Below are 18,818 nucleotides of genomic sequence, written 5' to 3'. Positions count from 1 at the left end.
TCATGCTTTACGACCTGATCATCCGCGATGCGCTGGTCATCGATGGTAGCGATACCCCCGGCTTTCGCGCCGACGTGGCCATTCGTGAAGGACGCATCCAGCGTATCGGCAGCCTCGACGGCGTTTCCGCCAGCGAAGAAATCAATGCGGCGGGCCGCGTACTGGCACCGGGTTTTATCGACGTGCATACCCACGACGACACCGTGGTGATTCGCAAACCCGGCATGTTGCCCAAGATTACCCAGGGCGTGACCACCGTGATCGTCGGCAATTGCGGGATCAGTGCGGCGCCGGTGAAACTGGCGGGTGATCCGCCTGATCCGATGAACCTGCTGGGGACGGCCGACGCGTTCGTCTACCCGCGCTTTATTGATTACCGCAACGCCGTGGACAAGGCCCGCCCGGCAGTGAACGTCGCCGCGTTGATTGGCCACACGGCGCTGCGCAGCAACCACATGGCGGATCTGCTGCGCACCGCCACCGCCGAAGAAATCAGCGCGATGTGCGAGCAACTGCGCGACAGCCTGGAAGCCGGTGCGCTGGGGCTGTCCACTGGTCTGGCCTACGCCTCGGCCTTCAGCGCCGAAACCGATGAGGTCAAGCAGTTGGCCGAAGAGCTGACGGCGTTCGGCGCGGTCTACACCACGCACTTGCGCAGTGAATTCGAGCCGGTGCTGGAAGCCATGGATGAGGCGTTCGCCATTGGCCGTCACGCCAAGGCGCCGGTGGTGATCTCGCATCTGAAATGTGCCGGCGCGGGAAACTGGGGGCGCAGTCCGCAACTATTGGCGGCCCTGGAAAAAGCGGCGTTGGATCATCCCGTGGGTTGTGACTGTTATCCGTATGCCGCCAGCTCTTCAACGCTGGATTTGAAGCAGGTCACCGATGCCTTCCGCATCACGATTACCTGGTCGACGCCGCATCCGGATCAGGGCGGCCGCGACTTGCAGGACATCGCCGCCGACTGGAATCTTTCGCTGCAGGACACGGCACGCAAACTACAACCCGCAGGCGCGGTGTACTACGGCATGGATGAGCAGGACGTACAAAATATTCTGCGCCATCCGCTGTCGATGATCGGCTCCGACGGCTTGCCGGAAGACCCGTTTCCGCACCCGCGTTTGTGGGGCGCATTCCCCCGCGTGCTCGGGCATTTCAGCCGCGACCTTGGCCTGTTCCCGCTGCACACAGCCGTGCACAAGATGACCGGGCTTTCTGCAGCGCGTTTCGGGCTGCATGAACGCGGGCTGATTCGCGAAGGTTATTGGGCTGATCTGGTGTTGTTCGACCCTGAAACTGTGCGCGACATCGCGGACTTCAAAAACCCGCAACGGGCAGCCGAAGGTATTGATGGCGTGTGGATCAACGGGCATTTGAGCTATGCCGATGGCAAGGCTCAGGGTGAACGGCAAGGCAAATTCCTGCCGCGTGAAGGGTCGTTGGTGGCGGGATTCACGAAGGCCGAATGATTGTTGGAGCGAGGCTCGCCCGCGAACAACGATGACGCGGTGGATCTGGGCAAGCGAGGCGCCTGATTCGCGGGCAAGCCTCGCTCCTACAAATCATCAGCCCTGCACAACACCTCGGCATTCACCAAACCCGATGGACACCTGGCCTTCGCGCTTGCAGCGGGCGCGCAGGATTACTTCATCGCCGTCTTCAAGGAAGCGCCGTACTTCGCCGCTCGGCAAGGTGACGCTATTTTTGCCGCCTTCAGTCATCTCCAGCAGGCTGCCGAACTGGCCGGCCTGCGGGCCGGACAACGTGCCGGTGCCGAACAGATCACCGGGCTGCAACTTGCAGCCGTTGACGCTGTGGTGGGTGACCATCTGCGCCAGGGTCCAGTACATATTCAGCGTGTTGCTCAGGGCCAGGCGCTCGGCGGGCAAGCCTTGCGCCTTCATCTGCCGCGTCTGCAGGAGGACTTCCAGTTCGATATCCAGCGCACCGCTCTGTTGATCCGCTGCATCAAGCAGATACGGCAGCGGCTGCGGATCGCCATCAGGCCGTGCGGGTTGCGGGCTGCGGAATGGCGCGAGGGCTTCAGCCGTCACCACCCAGGGCGACACTGTGGTGGCGAAGCTTTTCGACAGAAACGGACCCAGCGGCTGGTATTCCCAGGCCTGGATATCCCGCGCCGACCAGTCGTTGAGCAGACATAAACCGGCAATGTGTTGCGGCGCCTCGGCGATATCGATTGCCGCGCCGCTGGCATTGCCCGGTCCGATCCACACACCCATTTCCAGTTCGTAATCCAGTCGCTTGCAGGGACCGAACTGCGGCACGTCCTGGCCCGGCGGCAGCGTCTGGCCGTTGGGCCGTTTGACTGGCGTGCCCGAGACACACAGCGTCGAGGCGCGACCGTGATAGGCAATCGGCACATATTTATAGTTGGGCAATAGCGGGTTGTCGGGGCGGAACAGCTTGCCGACGTTCATGGCGTGATGAATGCCAACGTAGAAATCGGTGTAATCGCCGACCCGCGCTGGCAGGTGCATCTGGCACTCGCTCATCGGATGCAACAACCCATCGGTTGCTGCTTGCAGGCGCGCGCGCTGCGGGCTGTTTTCATCCAGCAAATGCAGCAATTCACGACGCAACGCCTGACGTGCACCCGCGCCCAGAGCGAAGAAATCATTCAACTGATCGCGGCTGACGGCCTCGGCGGCGGCGCGGGCGGCACCGTTGAAAAAACCCGCTTCGAGTGCGGCCTGCAGATCAAAAATCGAATCGCCGATGGCCACGCCGCCGCGCGGAGTCAAACCTGGGCGACTGAACACACCCAAGGGCAAATTCTGCAACGGGAAATCAGCGTGGCCGTTGGCGGACTCGATCCAGCTGCGAGTGTTTGAAGAAGCATTCATTGCGGCATTTCCCTGTTGAAAGTCTTGGCCATGCCGGTCCAGCAGGCGTCGTAGTCGGGTTGCAGTTGCGGGCATTCCAGCGCGAACTGGCTGGGGCGCAATACCTTGCCGGTCTCGAACATGAAGGCCATGGTGTTTTCGATCTTGTGCGGTTGCAATGGTGCGGCGACGGCTTTTTCCGCCGTGGCGTTATCCGGCCCGTGGGCGCTCATGCAGTTGTGCAGCGACGCGCCGCCCGGCATGAAACCTTCGGCCTTGGCGTCGTAGGCGCCGTCGATCAGGCCCATGAATTCGTTCATCAGATTGCGATGAAACCATGGTGGGCGGAAAGTGTTTTCCGCCACCATCCAGCGCGGCGGGAAGATCACGAAATCGATATTGGCTTGGCCATGCACAGCACCCGGCGCAGTCAGCACGGTAAAAATCGACGGATCGGGATGGTCAAAACTCACCGTGCCGATGGTGTTGAAACGGCGCAGGTCATATTTGTACGGCACGTTATTGCCATGCCAGCCCACCACATCGAACGGCGAGTGATCCAGCTGCGTCGCCCATAGCTCGCCAAGGAATTTCTGCACCAGCAGCGTCGGCTCGTCGCGCTCTTCGAACCAGGCGACCGGCACCTGGAAATCCCGGGAGTTGGCCAGACCGTTGCTGCCGATAGGCCCGAGATCCGGCAGACGCAACGCGCTGCCGTGGTTCTCACAGACATAACCCCGAGCGCAATCGTCCAGCAGCTGTACGCTGAATTTCATCCCGCGCGGCACCACGACGATTTCCTGAGGCTCGACGTCCAGCATGCCCAGTTCGGTGACGATGCGCAGGCGACCCAGCTGCGGCACGATCAGCCATTCGCCGTCAGCATTGAAGAACGCCCGTTGCATCGAAGCATTGGCCACGTAGTTATAAATGCTGACGCCTTCAGCCTGCTCCGCCGACGCGGTGCTGGCCATGACGTGCAGGCCATCGACGAAGTCTGTCGGCTGCGTGGGCAGATCAAAGGCGTTCCAGCGCAGGCGGTTGGGCGTGATCTGGCCCATTTCGCCGCCAGCGATTTGCCGGTCCAGCCGCTGATAGCAAGGATGGCTGGCGGAAGGCTTGATGCGATACAGCCAGCTACGCCGCGCTTCTGCGCGGGGCACGGTGAACGCAGTGCCGGAGAGCAATTCAGCGTACAGGCCCAGAGCATGTTTTTGCGGGGAGTTCTGGCCGACCGGCAACGCGCCGGGCAGCGCTTCACTGCTGAACTGGTTACCGAAACCTGTCAGGTAATTCAGAGACTCGGCGTGTGGATGAGTGAACATCTCGACCTCTTATTGTTTTTTCAGGTTATGCGAAACCGAATAAACGTAATTCGATTACGCATAACGTAATTTGAGTTTGAAACCGGGTCAAGCTATAAAGCAGCCTTCTCAGACCGGCGCACCTGTGTAATGACCGTTGAAATCGAAAGCCCCGCAGGCGGACGCCAGCAAAAGGTGCAAGCCGCCGAAGTCGGCGTGGGTATCCTCAAGGCGCTGGCTGAACTGGCGCCGTCGACCTCGTTGTCCCGGCTTGCCGAGCACGTCGGTATGCCCGCCAGCAAAGTGCATCGCTATTTGCAGGCACTGATCGCCAGCGGTTTTGCCGAACAGGACGCTGTCACCAACCACTACGGCTTGGGGCGCGAGGCGTTGTATGTCGGACTGGCGGCGGTTGGGCATCTGGATGTCCTGAAAATCACGGCGCCGCATTTGGCGACCCTGCGCGACGAACTCAACGAAACCTGTTTCCTGGCGGTGTGGGGCAACAAGGGGCCGACGGTGGTGTATGTCGAGCCTTCCAGCGGCGCGGTGACGTTGGTAACCCAGATCGGCTCGGTGCTGCCGCTGCTTGGTTCGTCCACCGGGCTGGTGTTCAACACCTTCCTCAACGCCAGCGAAACCGCCGAGTTGCACGAACAGGAATGGGCCGCCCTGAACACCGGGCAACGGCAGATGATCGAACAGCATGTGCAGGACATTCGCAGCACGGGCGTGCATCAGATTCATGGCTTGCTGATGGCCGGCGTCAACGCCGTTTCCTCCCCGGTGTTCACCCTTGGCAACAAACTGGCTGGGGTGATCACCATGGTCGGTTCGGCATCGGTGTTCACCGGCGCCGTGCAGGCTGATGCCGCGCAACGCCTGCGGGCGACTGCGCAAGTGGTCAGTGTCAGGATGGGTGGGGATGTTGGGTTGTTTGCACATTGAATTGGAACTGCACAAACCTTGTAGGACCGGATTTATCCGGGAAGACGTCGGTGCAGTCAGCGAGATAGTCGGAGCCTGTCCCGGCCTCTTCGCGAATAAATTCGCTCCCACAATTTAGCGCCTACAGGTCCGGCTTTAATCCGCCGTCAACACCCCACGCTTGATCTGATCACGCTCGATAGATTCGAACAGCGCCTTGAAGTTGCCTTCGCCAAAGCCGTCGTCGCCCTTGCGCTGGATGAATTCGAAGAACACCGGCCCCATCAGGGTTTCCGAGAATATCTGCAGCAGCAGACGCCTTTCGCCGCCGTCTGACGTACCGTCGAGCAGAATCCCACGGGATTTGAGTTCCGCTTCCGGCTCGCCGTGATCGGGCAGACGACCCTGGAGCATTTCATAGTAGGTTTCCGGCGGTGCGGTCATGAAGCGCATACCCAGGGCTTTCAGGACGTCCCAGGTCTTGATCAGGTCGTCGGTGAAGAACGCCACATGCTGAATGCCCTCGCCGTTGAACTGCATCAGGAACTCTTCGATCTGCCCCGCGCCCTTGGAGGACTCTTCGTTCAACGGAATGCGGATCATGCCATCCGGTGCGGTCATGGCCTTGGAGGTCAGGCCAGTGTATTCGCCCTTGATATCGAAGTAGCGCAGCTCGCGGAAGTTGAACAGCTTCTCGTAGAAGCTCGCCCAGTACGCCATGCGCCCGCGATAAACGTTGTGAGTCAGGTGATCGATGAATTTCAGGCCCGCGCCGACCGGATTACGGTCCACGCCTTCGATGAAATTGAAGTCGATGTCATAGATTGACGTGCCTTCGCCAAAGCGGTCGATCAGATACAACGGCGCGCCGCCAATGCCCTTGATCGCCGGCAGGTTCAGCTCCATCGGGCCGGTGGCGATTTCCACCGGTTGCGCACCCAGTTCCAATGCGCGCTTGTAGGCCTTGTGCGAATCCTTGACCCGGAACGCCATGCCACACACCGACGGACCATGCTCGGCCGCGAAGTAGGACGCAACGCTGTTCGGTTCATTGTTGAGAATGATGTTGATGCCGCCCTGACGGAACAGCGCAACATCCTTGGAACGGTGCGTGGCGACTTTGGTGAAACCCATGATCTGAAACACAGGCTCAAGGGCATTGGGCGTTGGTGAGGCGAATTCAATGAATTCAAAGCCCATCAGGCCCATCGGGTTTTCGTATAGATCAGCCATGGTCTGGCTCCTTGCAGGAAAGTGGAATTCTGTTTGTCAGATCACTTTCCAGCGGGTGGCGCGCAGGGGATTCCACGCACGCTACGCGCGAGGAAATCACCGAAAAGCAGTTGCAGGCCGAGAATTTTCATAAGGCCAAGACTACTCCGGCTTGTCGGATTGCGCATCGGGATGCGCTTGTTGGAATGCCCGATGTTCCAGGGCCAGTTGCTCAACCCGGACAATGCGCGGGTATGGACTGAGGTCGACATTGAAACGTCGAGCGGCATAAACCTGGGGCAGCAGATAAACATCCGCCAGGCTCGGCGACTCGCCAAAACAGTAACCATGCTCGCCGATCATTACCTCGACGGCGGCGAATCCCTGATTGATCCAGTGACCGATCCAGGCACCCACGTCGTTCTCGTCATGACCCAGGCCACGCAGGCGATTGAGCACCGAAACATTGTGCAGCGGATGGATATCACAGGCGATCAACGCCGCGATTGCGCGCTGGGTGGCGCGAATCTCCAGGTCCGCGGCCAACAGCGGGCGCTCGGGATAGCGGTCTTCAAGGTACTCGATGATCGCCGGAGATTGCGTCAGCACCCGGCCATTATTCAGGCGCAACGCTGGCACGCGGCATTGAGGGTTGATGGCTTTGTATTCAGGCTTGAGATGCTCGCCGCCATCGCGAATGAGGTTGACGGGGATCGCCGTGACGTCCAGCCCCTTCAAGGCCAGCGCGATACGTACCCGGTAACTGGAAGTGGAACGGTAATAAGTTAAGAGGTCCACGGCGCAATACACCATTGTTGTTATTTTCGTAATCGGCTTACGTAATGCGTAAATTGCGGGATTGACGGGGTGCTGTCAAGCGGAGGCGGACGGGGTCGACTCCGCCGCTCGGTAGGACCGGACTTGTCCGGGAAGGCGTCGGGGCTGACAAGGAAGTTCTGCAGCGGTTGCACCGGCCTCTTCGGGGACAAGTCCCCTCCTACCGGTTGTATGGCTCGGTAGGACCGGACTTGTCCGGGAAGGCGTCGGGTCTACCAGGGGAGTTCTGCAGCGCTTGCACCGGCCTCTTCGGGGACCAGTCCCCTCCTACCGGTTTGTATAGCTCGGCAGGACCGGACTTGTCCGGGACGGCATCGGGTCTGCCAAGGAAGTTCAGCAGCGCTTGCACCGGCCTCTTCGGGGACAAGTCCCCTCCTACCGGTTTGTATAGCTCGGTAGGACCGGACTTGTCCGGGAAGGCGTCGGGGCTGCCAAGGAAGTTCTGCAGCGCTTGCACCGGCCTCTTCGGGGACACGTCCCCTCCTATCGAGTTTCATCAGACCCCACCCACAATAAACCGGAGGAGTTCAAGCCCACCCTTCCAGCCGTAACGTCGCGCGCACCAGGCGTTGTTCCTCGTTTTCGATCTCGCGCAGGTTCTCGCAGATGCTTTGAATATGCGCGACAGCCGCCTTGCGTGCCTGCTCCGGTAGACGCCCGGTGACGGCGTTGTACAGCCGCGCGTGGTGGCGGTCGATCTGGCGTTTCTGGGGTTCGCGGTGGTACAGGTTGTTGACCGACGCGAACACCGTGTTGAGCAACAGGTCAGTCAGCGAGCGCAGGGTTTGTACCAACACCGGATTATGCGACGCCTCGCAGATCGCCAGATGAAACGCATGATCCAGGCGGGCATGGCCGGACGCGTCCAGCTCACTGGCATGGGCGGCGACCAAAGCCTCGTAGCTGCGGGTGATCAGGACAAAATCGGCATCGGTGCCGCGCAAGGCCGCCAGTCGCGCCGATTCACCTTCCAGCAAACTGCGCACTTCGAACAGGTCGTACAGCGTGCGCGGTTGCGAGCCGAACAAGTGCATCAACGGTGAAGTCGACTGATGGCCATTCATCTGCGCAACGAATGAGCCTTTGCCCTGCTCGGTTTCGATGATGCCCCTGGCGCGCAACAGCTTCAGGCCCTCGCGCAGGGCGGTGCGCGACACACCGAGCTTTTCCGTGAGCCGCCGCTCGGAAGGCAATAGCTGCCCGACCTTGAGTACGCCATCGACGATCAAGCGTTCAATACGTTCGCAGACCACATCGGCGACTTGCGGCGCTCGGGGTTTTACAGTGTTTTGCATACTTCACCTACTGGTATGACCAGTTGATACGCACAGATCGATAAAATGCTCGTACAACTTCAAGCCATTGTTTTTATTTATTTATTTTTGACAATTCAACCAGAACACGATGAAAAACTGGTTCGACCACTGTTTACGGTGATAGACAGTAAAGCCCGCGCAGCCAATGATGCAAGTCAGCTGTTCATTGCCTGATTGAGCGCTCCTGTTTAAAAAACAAGCAGTCCACTATAAAAACAACGCAGGGTCAGAAGCCCATCATGAATATTCTCTACGACGAACGCGTTGACGGCGTTCTGCCCGTCATTGACAAGCAAGGCTTGCTGCAAGACCTGCAACGCCAATTGCCTGATCTGGACATCCTGCACCGTCCCGAAGAACTGCGTCCTTACGAGTGCGACGGGCTGTCGGCCTATCGCACCACGCCGATGCTGGTTGCCCTGCCCCGCCATCTGGAAGAAGTGCAGACGTTGCTGAAGATCTGTCACCAGCGCCGCGTGCCGGTGGTAGCTCGTGGCGCGGGCACCGGACTTTCCGGTGGCGCATTGCCTCTCGAAAAAGGCGTGCTGCTGGTCATGGCGCGGTTCAACAAGATTCTCGACATCGACCCCGCCGCCCGCCTGGCCCGTGTACAACCGGGCGTGCGCAACCTGGCGATTTCCCAGGCCGCCGCGCCGTTCGATCTGTATTACGCGCCGGACCCGTCGTCGCAAATCGCCTGCTCCATCGGCGGCAACGTCGCGGAGAACGCAGGCGGTGTGCATTGCCTGAAATACGGCCTCACGGTGCATAACCTGCTCAAGGTGGAGATCCTCACGGTCGAGGGCGAACACATGACGCTAGGTTCCGACGCGCTGGATTCGCCGGGTTTCGATCTGCTCGCGCTGTTCACCGGCTCGGAAGGCATGCTCGGCATCATCACCGAAGTCACCGTCAAGTTGCTGCCTAAACCTCAGGTCGCCCGGGTGTTGCTCGCGGCATTTGATTCAGTGGAAAAAGCCGGTCGCGCCGTGGGCGATATCATTGCCGCAGGGATCATTCCCGGCGGGCTGGAAATGATGGACAACCTCGCCATTCGTGCCGCCGAGGATTTCATCCATGCCGGTTACCCGGTAGATGCCGAAGCCATTTTGCTGTGCGAACTGGATGGCGTCGAAGCCGATGTCCACGACGACTGCGCGCGGGTTCGGGAAGTGCTGACCAACGCTGGCGCCACCGAGGTGCGTCAGGCCAAGGATGAAGCCGAGCGGGTGCGTTTCTGGGCCGGACGCAAGAACGCCTTCCCGGCAGTCGGGCGGCTTTCGCCGGATTACTACTGCATGGACGGCACCATTCCGCGCCGGGAATTGCCCGGTGTGTTGCGCGGCATTACCGCGTTATCGGAAGAATATGGCTTGCGCGTCGCCAACGTGTTTCATGCGGGCGACGGCAATATGCACCCGCTGATCCTGTTCGATGCCAACCAACCCGGCGAGCTGGATCGCGCCGAGGCATTGGGCGGCAAGATCCTCGAACTCTGCGTGAAAGTCGGCGGCAGCATTACCGGTGAGCACGGCGTCGGCCGCGAGAAAATCAATCAGATGTGCGCGCAGTTCAACAGCGATGAGCTGACGCTGTTTCATGCAGTAAAAGCCGCATTCGATCCCGGCGGCATGCTTAACCCTGGCAAGAACATTCCGACCCTGCATCGCTGCGCTGAATTCGGCGCCATGCATGTGCACATGGGCAAGCTGCCCTTCCCTGAACTGGAGCGTTTTTGATGGCCGCCGACAATAACTTCCAGGGCCGGGATGTCAGCGAGCAACTGCTGGAGCAGGTCAATCAGGCGCTGCAAAACGCTACGCCGCTGCGCATTCAGGGCGGCGGCAGCAAGGCTTTTCTCGGCCGTGAAGTGGCTGGGGAAATACTCGATATTCGCGCCCATTGCGGCATCGTCAGTTATGACCCCACCGAGCTGGTGATCACAGTGCGCGCCGGTACGCCCTTGAGCGAACTGGCCGCCGCGCTGGACGCGGCCGGGCAAATGCTGCCCTGCGAGCCGCCGGACTTTGGCGACGCCACGGTGGGCGGCATGGTCGCGGCAGGATTGTCCGGTCCGCGCCGTCCATGGTCTGGCTCGGTGCGCGACTTCGTGCTTGGCACGCGGGTGATTACCGGGCTCGGCAAACACCTGCGGTTTGGCGGCGAAGTGATGAAAAACGTCGCCGGTTATGACCTCTCACGCTTGATGGCTGGCAGCTTTGGCTGCCTTGGCGTGCTCACCGAAGTTTCCCTCAAGGTACTGCCCAAGCCCCGGCTGTGCAGCAGCATTGCTCTGGAAATGGACAGCGAACATGCCCTGCGGCGCCTGGCCGAATGGGGCCAGCAACCGATCCCGATCAGTGGCGCAAGCCACGACGGTCGTGTGCTGCGCCTGCGTCTGGAAGGTGGCGAAGGTTCGGTGGCTGCGGCTCATGAGCGTCTGGGCGGCGAACAATTCGACCCGGCGTATTGGCAGGAACTGAACGCGCAACGCCTGGAGTTTTTCACCAGTGGCCTGCCCTTGTGGCGCTTGTCACTGCCCAACAATACTGGCGTGCTGGATGTGCCGGGCGCGCAACTGCTCGATTGGGCGGGCGCCCAGCGCTGGCTGAAATCCGACGCTGACGGCGCGACGATTCGCGCGATTGCCAGCGCCGCCGGTGGCCACGCTATCTGCTACAGCCATGGCCTGGAAGACAGCCCGTTTCACCCGCTGCCTTCGCCACTGCTGCGTTATCACCGCCAGTTGAAGGCGCAACTCGATCCGCACGGAATCTTCAATCCGGGCCGGATGTACGCGGAGATCTGAACCATGCAGACCACCCTGAGCGACAAAGCCCGCCAACTGCCCCGCGCCGAGGAAGCCGAAAGCATTCTGCGCAGTTGCGTGCATTGCGGTTTTTGCAACGCCACGTGCCCGACTTATCAGTTGCTCGGCGATGAACTGGACGGCCCACGTGGGCGGATCTATCTCATCAAGCAGGTGCTGGAGGGCAACGAAGTCACGGAAAAAACCCAGCTGCATCTGGACCGCTGCCTGTCCTGTCGCAACTGCGAAACCACCTGCCCGTCCGGCGTGGATTATCACAACCTGCTGGACATCGGTCGCGCCGTGGTCGATGCCGCCGTGCCGCGCCCATTGGGCCAGCGCCTGCTGCGGGAAAGCCTGCGCGCCGTGGTGCCCAACGCGGCCTTGTTCAAATCCCTGACGCAACTGGGCAACACCTTTCGCCCGTTGCTGCCCGGCAGCCTGAAAATCAAACTGCCGTCGAACATTACGCCAGCCAAGGCGCGGCCTGCGGTCCGCCATGCGCGCAAGGTGTTGATGCTCGAGGGCTGCGTGCAACCTGGCCTGTCGCCCAATACCAATGCCGCCACCGCGCGGGTGCTGGATCGCCTGGGCATCAGTGTCACGCCCATCGCCCAGGCCGGTTGCTGTGGCGCGGTGGATTATCACCTCGATGCGCAAGAGGCAGGCCTGAACCGGGCGCGGCGTAACATCGACGCATGGTGGCCAAGTGTCGAGGCTGGCGCCGAAGCCATCGTCCAGACCGCCAGCGGCTGTGGAGCTTTCGTCAAGGATTACGGGCACCTGCTCAGCGGCGACCCGACCTACGCCAGCAAAGCGCAGCGCATCAGCGCGCTGACCAAGGATCTGGTTGAAGTGCTGCGCGAGGAACCTCTGGAAAACCTCGGGGTTGCCAGCGACCTGCGTCTGGCGTTCCATTGCCCCTGCACGTTGCAGCATGCGCAGAAACTCGGTGGCGCCGTGGAAAGCGTACTATCGCGACTCGGCTTCAACCTGACCGCCGTGCCGGACGCGCATTTGTGCTGTGGTTCGGCCGGTACTTATTCGATCACGCAACCGGAGCTTTCCAAGCGGCTGCGCGACAACAAAATGAACGCCCTGGAAAGCGGTCGGCCAGAAGTCATCGCCACCGCCAACATCGGCTGCCAGACGCATCTGGCTGGCGCAGGCCGCACGCCGGTACGGCACTGGATCGAACTGATCGAAGAAGCATTGCACTAAACAATAATCGCCTATAACAGCTCGCCCATCACAACCTTGTGGAGACACCGATGAAAACCAAAGCTGTCCTGACCCAGACCGAAGTCACCCAGATCCTCGCCGCCGCGCGCACCGAAGCCAACAGCAACAGCTGGGCGGTTTCCATCGCAGTGGTGGACGATGGCGGTCACTTGCTGGGCTTCGAACGCCTGGACGGTTGTGCGCCGATTGGTGGCTACATCGCCATCGAAAAAGCCCGCACCTCGGCGCTGGGCCGTCGCGAATCCAAAGGTTACGAAGAAATGGTCAACGGCGGCCGCACCGCCTTCCTGTCGGCACCGCTGCTGACCTCGCTGGAAGGCGGCGTGCCGCTGATCGTCGACGGTCAAGTGATCGGCGCAGTGGGCGTGTCCGGCGTCAAGGCTGACCAGGATGCGCAAGTGGCCAAGGCCGGTGTTGCAGCGATTGGCTGATTCTGCCTCGCCTCTGTTGGAGCGAGGCTTGCCCGCGAATCGGTATTTCAGTCGACCTGGTTATCGCCTGAAATAAAGCCTTCGCGGGCAAGTCGGAACGCCGCCCGCTCGCTCCTACGGATCGTATTCCAAACAGATGGCCAAGCGTAGTTTGCCCCCCCCCACAACCGGAGAACCCCAGATGACCGATTTCGTCCAATGCCAACGCCTGAAGGTGGCGGTTAATCTGCAACGCTTCGTCAACGACGACGTACTGCCCGGCACGGGCCTGGATCAAGACGCTTTCTGGGCCGGATTCGATGCGCTGGTTCACGAACTGGCGCCGATCAACCGCAAGCTGCTCGCCGAACGCGACCGCCTGCAAACCGAACTGGACAAGTGGCACAAGGCTAATCCCGGACCGATCAAGGATATGCCGGCCTACCGCACCTTTCTCGAATCCATCGGCTATCTGCTGCCGGTTCCGGCGCAGGTCGTAGCGACCACCGCCAACGTCGACATCGAGATCAGCGAGCAAGCTGGCCCGCAACTGGTGGTCCCGGCAGTCAACGCCCGTTATGCACTGAACGCCGCCAACGCGCGCTGGGGTTCGCTGTATGACGCGCTGTATGGCACCGATGCAATTTCCAGCGCCAACGGCGCCGACATCAGCGCCGGTTACAACCCATTACGCGGTGCGAAAGTCATCGCCGCCGCCCGTGCCTTGCTCGACGAAGCAGCACCGCTGCTCAAAGGCTCCCACGTCGATGCCACCGGCTACAGCGTCGCAAGCGGCGAGCTCAGCGTAACCCTGGCCGATGGCAGCCAGACGGCCCTGCAACAGCCGGAAAAATACCTCGGCTATCAGGGCGACCTGAATCAGCCCAAGGCGATTCTGCTGAAGAATCATGGCCTGCACATCGAGATCCAGATCGACCCGCAAAGCCCGATCGGCAGCACCGATGCGGCTGGCGTGAAAGATCTGCTCCTGGAAGCGGCCGTCTCGACCATCATCGACTGCGAAGACTCGGTGGCCGCTGTGGATGCCGACGACAAGGTGTCGGTGTACCGCAACTGGCTGGGCTTGATGAAAGGCGACCTGACCGAAGATCTGGTCAAGGGTGGCAAGACCATTACCCGTCGCCTCAACGCTGACCGCCAATACACTCGTGCCAGCGGCGGCGAAATCAAACTGCATGGCCGTTCCTTGCTGTTCATCCGTAACGTCGGGCACTTGATGACCAACCCGGCGATTGTCGACGGTGAAGGCCACGACATTCCCGAAGGCATTCTCGATGGCGTGATCACCAGCCTCATCGCATTGCACGACCTGCAACGGCGCGGCAACTCGCGCACCGGCAGCGTGTACATCGTCAAGCCGAAGATGCACGGGCCGCTGGAAGTAGCGTTCGCCGAGCAACTGTTCAGCGGCATCGAAGACATCCTCAAGCTGCCGCGCAACACCTTGAAAATGGGGATCATGGACGAAGAACGGCGCACCAGCGTCAACCTCAAGGCGTGCATCAATGCGGCTTCGGCGCGGGTCGCGTTCATCAACACCGGTTTCCTCGACCGCACCGGTGACGAGATTCACAGCGCCATGCAGGCAGGTCCGATGCTGCGCAAGGGCGACATAAAAAACACACCATGGATCAAGGCTTACGAGCGCAGCAACGTGCTGGTCGGCCTGGCGTGCGGCTTGCGTGGTCGGGCACAGATCGGCAAAGGGATGTGGGCCATGCCGGATCGCATGGCGGACATGCTCGAACAGAAAATCGCCCACCCGAAATCCGGCGCGACTACTGCCTGGGTGCCCTCGCCAACCGCCGCGACCTTGCACGCGCTGCATTATCACAAGGTCGACGTCCGGGCGATTCAGGAGGATCTCGAACAGGTCAGCCTGAACAGCGTTAGCGAAGAAATCCTCAACGATCTGTTGACCATTCCGGTGGCGGCAGAGGCCAAATGGAGCCCCGAGCAGATTCGCGAAGAAGTCGAAAACAACGCCCAGGGTTTGCTGGGCTACGTAGTGCGCTGGGTCGAGCAAGGCGTTGGCTGTTCCAAGGTGCCGGACATTCATAACGTCGGCCTCATGGAAGACCGCGCGACCCTGCGCATTTCCAGCCAGCACATTGCCAACTGGCTGCATCACAACGTCATCGACGAAGGCTTCACCCGCGGCGTTCTGGAACAGATGGCCAGAGTGGTGGATAAGCAGAACGCGGGTGACGCGCAGTACACGCCGATGGCGGCTGATTTCAAGAAATCAGTGGCTTTCCAGGCGGCGTGTGCGCTGGTGTTCAAGGGTCTGGAACAGCCGAGCGGCTATACCGAACCGTTGCTGCATGAGTTTCGGTTGGCGTTCAAGAAGGCGCAGTAACCGAAGGATTCGTGGGAGCGAGCTTGCTCGCGAATCGGCCGTAGGAGCGACTGTAGGAGCGACTTCAGTCGCGAGCCTCTCATTCTCATCAATTGCTCTCCCGGCTAAAGCCGGTCCTACAGCAAGCTCGCCCCCACCGATTGTTATCCTAAGAACTCTCCCGCACCACCAACTCAAACCCCAGGTCCACTTGGGGTTGTTGCGCAATGCCATCGATCAAACCCAATAACAACTGCGCGGCGCGTTGCCCGACTTCTTCGCGTGGGGTGCGGATCGAGGTCAGGCGCGGGACCATATGCGCCGATCCCGGCAAATCATTGAAACCGATCAGCGACACCCGCTGCGGAATCGCAATGCCATGGCGCAATGCCTCCAGCGCAGCGCCCTGGGCCAGGTCGTCGTTACAGAAAAATACCCCGTCCACGTCCGGATGCTCAGTCATCAACTTCATGAACAACTCGCCACCCAGCCCGATCGACGAAGGCAGCGGCGTGGAGACTTGCAGTTCAGGGTCGTAGACGCCCTCTTCCTCCAGCGCCCGACGAAATCCCTGCCCCCGAAGCAGCACACGTGGGTCAAGCTGCGCGGCGATGTAAGCCAGACGCTTGCGCCCTCGTCCCAATAGATGTCGCGCCGCCTCGGCCCCGGCCTGTTCCTGGGAAAAGCCGACACAATACGCGCCGCTGACGGTATCCAGTTCCATCATGTGCACGCAGGGCACGCCGCTGGCGGCCAGCAATTGACGCAACGCAGGCGTGTGGTCGAATCCCGTCAGCAACATGCCGCGCGGCCGATTCGCCAGGTAATTGCGCAGCAGGTTTTCCTCTTCCACAGGTGAGTAGTGATAGTTGCCGATCACCACTTCCAGGCCGCGGGTGCGCAATACGTTTTGAATCGCTTCCAGGGTTTCGATGAACAACTGGTTGGACAGCGATGGCACCAGCACCACCACCGTCTGGCTTTGCGAAGAAGCCAGCGCTCGCGCTGCCGGGTTGGCAACGTAGCCGAGCGTCTGCGCCGCCGCGCGGACTTTTTCGACCAGCTCGGGCGCAACCGTGGTAACGCCGCGCAAAGCACGGGATGCCGTGATGGGAGAAACAGCCGCCAGACGTGCGACTTCGTTGAGGGTCGGACGACCGGTGGAACGGGAACCAATGCGTGTCATGCGTTGCCAACTAACATAGGAATAAGCAAGGGGGTTGCCAAAAGTGGCGAATGGGCTCTAAGGTAGCGCTGTCTCACGGCCCCTACAATGCTTATTCGCAGGTCACGCAACTGACGCGAGTAGCTCCGATGACGACCGATGCAACTAAAACAATGACAAGAACTGGAAGCAGGCCTGACTGTATTTTTGTCCAAGACGACAAAGACAGCGCTGTCTCCGGAAGAGGTGGAAAATTGTGACAACTGCGAATTCTGCAATTACCGCCCTCGTGGTGATGGGTGTTTCCGGCTGCGGCAAAAGTGTCGTCGGCGCTGACATTGCCCAGAAAAGCGGGGGTCGCCTGATTGAAGGCGATGCCTTTCATCCGCCAGCCAACATCGAAAAGATGAGCGCTGGACATCCCCTCAACGATGAAGACCGTGCCGGCTGGCTGACCCGTCTGGGCGAAGAAATGGCCACCGCCCTGAGCAACGGTGAACATCCGGTGCTGACCTGCTCCGCGCTCAAGCTTATTTATCGTGAACGCCTGCGCCAGGCCGTGCCGGGCCTTGGCTTTGTGTTTCTGGAGCTGACCAAGGAAGTCGCCACCGAGCGCTGCTCGCATCGACCGGGCCACTTCATGCCTGCCAGCCTGGTCGATAGCCAGTTCGCGACCCTCGAACCTCCTTATAGCGAAGATCGCACTCTGGTGGTCGATGCAACACAACCGATCAGCTCAATCGGCACGCAAGCCGCCGACTGGTGGAAAGCGTCTAAAGCCGACTAAAGGCGTGAGCGCGAAAGACAGCGCTGTCTCATCGCCGAAACAGGTCGATGTGGCAGCGCCAACAGTAGCTCCATAAAAAACAATGACAACCGGAGAGACATCCAATGTTCGGCATGAGCCATGACACGTACCTGTTGGTCGATGCGGTGGTAACCATCATCGGCCTGATTTTGTTGATCACCAAGTTCAAGGTCCACCCTTTCATCGCGCTGACGATTGCCGCAGGCTTTCTCGGCCTGACTTCCGGCATGCCGGTGGACAAGGTGATGAAAGCTTTCCAGGACGGCTTCGGTGGCGTACTGGGCTTCGTCGGTATCATCCTCGGCCTGGGCACCATGCTCGGCAAGCTGATGGCCGACTCCGGTGGTGCAGACCAGATTGCCCAGACCCTGATTCGGGTGTTCGGCAAACAGCGCGTGCACTGGGCGATGATGTTCGCCGCGTTTCTGGTGGGCATTCCGTTGTTCTTCGAGATCGGCTTTGTCCTGCTGATTCCGCTGGTCTACATCGTGGCGCGTCGCACCGGCGTGTCCATCGTCAAGATCGGCATCCCGTTGCTGGCTGGCCTGTCTGCAGTACACGGCCTGGTTCCGCCGCATCCGGGTCCGCTGCTGGCCATCGGGATCTTCGGTGCTGACATCGGCAAGACCATTTTCTACGGTCTGCTGGTTGCCCTGCCGACCGCGATCATCGCCGGTCCGATCTACGGCAAGTGGATTTCCAAGTATGTACCCGGTACGCCATCACCTGAACTGATGGAACAGATTGGCAAGGAATCCAGCAGCGACAACCTGCCTGGCTTCGGTATTACCCTGGTAACGATCCTGCTACCGGTGTTCCTGATGCTGCTCAAGACGTTCGCCGATATCGTGTTCCCGGACGGCAATACCTTCCGCATCTGGATGGACTTCATCGGCCACCCGATCACCGCCCTGCTCGCCGCCCTGCTGCTGGCGTTCTACACCTTTGGCGCGGCCCGTGGTTTTGATCGCACCAAGATCATGAAACTGCTGGATCAGAGCCTGACACCGGTTGCAGCCATCGTGCTGATCGTCGGTGCGGGCGGTGGCTTCAAGCAGATGCTGGTGGCCAGCGGCGTGGGCGACCTGATCGGCCACATGGCGGTGCAAGCGCAGATCAACCCGATCATGCTGGCCTGGCTGGTGGCAGCGGTGATTCGCATCGCGACCGGTTCGGCAACCGTGGCGACCATTACCGGTGCGGGCATCGTCGCGCCGGTAGTTGGTCTGATTCCGGGCGTCAATCGCGAGCTGCTGGTGTTGGCGACGGGTGCGGGATCGCTGATTCTGTCTCACGTCAACGACGCCGGTTTCTGGCTGGTGAAACAGTACTTCAACATGACCGTGACCGAGACGTTCAAGACCTGGACCGTGATGGAAACCATCCTGTCGGTAGTGGGCATCATCTTCATTATGTTGTTGTCGATGCTGGTCTAAGTCCGGCTCTCGCCCGCTCCCACAGGACTCATGCTGAATCGAGATCCTGTGGGAGCGAGGCTTGCCCGCGAAGAGGCCAGTACAGGCTACGAAGCTGCCAACGAGAAATGACGCCTTCGCGGGCAAGCCTCGCTCCAACGGGGCGGTATT

The 18,818-nt window shown here is 60.5% G+C and carries 16 protein-coding genes; 10 read left to right on the top strand and 6 right to left on the bottom strand.

Annotated features, from left to right (window positions below; translation table 11 throughout):
* Positions 1–2: 2 nt before the first annotated feature.
* Positions 3–1,469 carry an N-acyl-D-amino-acid deacylase family protein gene (locus tag AFK24_RS03800; RefSeq protein ID WP_065831969.1) on the top strand — a complete coding sequence of 489 codons (1,467 nt, stop codon included), beginning with the start codon at positions 3–5 and terminating at the stop codon, positions 1,467–1,469.
* A gap of 96 nt (positions 1,470–1,565) precedes the next feature.
* Here the strand turns inward: AFK24_RS03800 and fahA are convergent, their stop codons facing one another.
* Entirely contained in the window at positions 1,566–2,864 is a 1,299-nt protein-coding gene (fahA, locus tag AFK24_RS03795) for a fumarylacetoacetase (protein WP_065831968.1), read from the bottom strand.
* Positions 2,861–4,168 (bottom strand): homogentisate 1,2-dioxygenase, encoded by a 1,308-nt coding sequence (gene hmgA, locus AFK24_RS03790; RefSeq protein ID WP_065831967.1) that lies wholly within the window; start codon positions 4,166–4,168, stop codon positions 2,861–2,863. The genes fahA and hmgA overlap by 4 nt, the downstream gene beginning before the upstream one ends.
* 129 nt (positions 4,169–4,297) lie before the next feature.
* Between hmgA and AFK24_RS03785 the strand changes: the two genes are divergently transcribed.
* A complete protein-coding gene (locus AFK24_RS03785) occupies positions 4,298–5,095 on the top strand; it encodes an IclR family transcriptional regulator (RefSeq protein ID WP_065831966.1) in 798 nt (265 codons plus the stop codon).
* A gap of 135 nt (positions 5,096–5,230) precedes the next feature.
* Here the strand turns inward: AFK24_RS03785 and hppD are convergent, their stop codons facing one another.
* The 3 genes from hppD to glcC all read right to left on the bottom strand — a co-directional run bounded on the left by hppD (position 5,231) and on the right by glcC (position 8,418).
* Positions 5,231–6,307 (bottom strand): 4-hydroxyphenylpyruvate dioxygenase, encoded by a 1,077-nt coding sequence (gene hppD / locus AFK24_RS03780; RefSeq protein WP_065831965.1) that lies wholly within the window; start codon positions 6,305–6,307, stop codon positions 5,231–5,233.
* A gap of 141 nt (positions 6,308–6,448) precedes the next feature.
* Entirely contained in the window at positions 6,449–7,084 is a 636-nt protein-coding gene (maiA, locus tag AFK24_RS03775) for a maleylacetoacetate isomerase (protein WP_065831984.1), read from the bottom strand.
* 566 nt (positions 7,085–7,650) lie between these two features.
* Positions 7,651–8,418, bottom strand: a complete 768-nt coding sequence (gene glcC, locus AFK24_RS03765; protein ID WP_065831963.1) for a transcriptional regulator GlcC — start codon at positions 8,416–8,418, stop codon at positions 7,651–7,653.
* 45 nt (positions 8,419–8,463) lie between these two features.
* Here glcC and AFK24_RS31130 point away from each other — a divergent pair, with 45 nt between their 5' ends.
* The 6 genes from AFK24_RS31130 (at position 8,464) to AFK24_RS03740 (ending at position 15,280) form a co-directional block, all read left to right on the top strand.
* Complete coding sequence (locus AFK24_RS31130; protein ID WP_170826281.1) at positions 8,464–8,613, top strand: hypothetical protein; 150 nt, start codon at positions 8,464–8,466, stop codon at positions 8,611–8,613.
* Between the two features lie 65 nt (positions 8,614–8,678).
* Positions 8,679–10,178 (top strand): glycolate oxidase subunit GlcD, encoded by a 1,500-nt coding sequence (gene glcD, locus AFK24_RS03760; RefSeq protein WP_065831962.1) that lies wholly within the window; start codon positions 8,679–8,681, stop codon positions 10,176–10,178.
* Positions 10,178–11,248, top strand: coding sequence for a glycolate oxidase subunit GlcE (glcE, locus tag AFK24_RS03755; protein ID WP_065831961.1), 1,071 nt, complete (start codon positions 10,178–10,180; stop codon positions 11,246–11,248). The genes glcD and glcE overlap by 1 nt, the downstream gene beginning before the upstream one ends.
* A 3-nt stretch (positions 11,249–11,251) precedes the next feature.
* On the top strand, positions 11,252–12,469 hold the full coding sequence (glcF, locus tag AFK24_RS03750; protein ID WP_065831960.1) for a glycolate oxidase subunit GlcF: 1,218 nt from the start codon (positions 11,252–11,254) through the stop codon (positions 12,467–12,469).
* Between the two features lie 50 nt (positions 12,470–12,519).
* A complete protein-coding gene (locus tag AFK24_RS03745) occupies positions 12,520–12,921 on the top strand; it encodes a heme-binding protein (protein WP_065831959.1) in 402 nt (133 codons plus the stop codon).
* A 181-nt stretch (positions 12,922–13,102) separates the two neighbouring features.
* Complete coding sequence (locus AFK24_RS03740) at positions 13,103–15,280, top strand: malate synthase G (RefSeq protein ID WP_065831958.1); 2,178 nt, start codon at positions 13,103–13,105, stop codon at positions 15,278–15,280.
* Positions 15,281–15,428: 148 nt separating this feature from the next.
* On the opposite strand, the gene AFK24_RS03735 is transcribed toward AFK24_RS03740, so the two are convergent.
* Positions 15,429–16,445 carry a LacI family DNA-binding transcriptional regulator gene (locus AFK24_RS03735; RefSeq protein WP_065831957.1) on the bottom strand — a complete coding sequence of 339 codons (1,017 nt, stop codon included), beginning with the start codon at positions 16,443–16,445 and terminating at the stop codon, positions 15,429–15,431.
* Positions 16,446–16,719: 274 nt separating this feature from the next.
* Between AFK24_RS03735 and AFK24_RS03730 the strand changes: the two genes are divergently transcribed.
* Positions 16,720–17,211 carry a gluconokinase gene (locus AFK24_RS03730; RefSeq protein ID WP_065831956.1) on the top strand — a complete coding sequence of 164 codons (492 nt, stop codon included), beginning with the start codon at positions 16,720–16,722 and terminating at the stop codon, positions 17,209–17,211.
* 104 nt (positions 17,212–17,315) lie between these two features.
* Positions 17,316–18,668, top strand: a complete 1,353-nt coding sequence (locus AFK24_RS03725) for a GntP family permease (protein WP_065831955.1) — start codon at positions 17,316–17,318, stop codon at positions 18,666–18,668.
* Positions 18,669–18,818 lie beyond the last annotated feature (150 nt).

This window comes from Pseudomonas syringae, from assembly GCF_001698815.1.
Classification (GTDB): domain Bacteria; phylum Pseudomonadota; class Gammaproteobacteria; order Pseudomonadales; family Pseudomonadaceae; genus Aquipseudomonas; species Aquipseudomonas syringae_A.
Note: the sequence above shows the minus strand (reverse complement) of the source record. Positions and strands in the feature narration are given on the sequence as shown.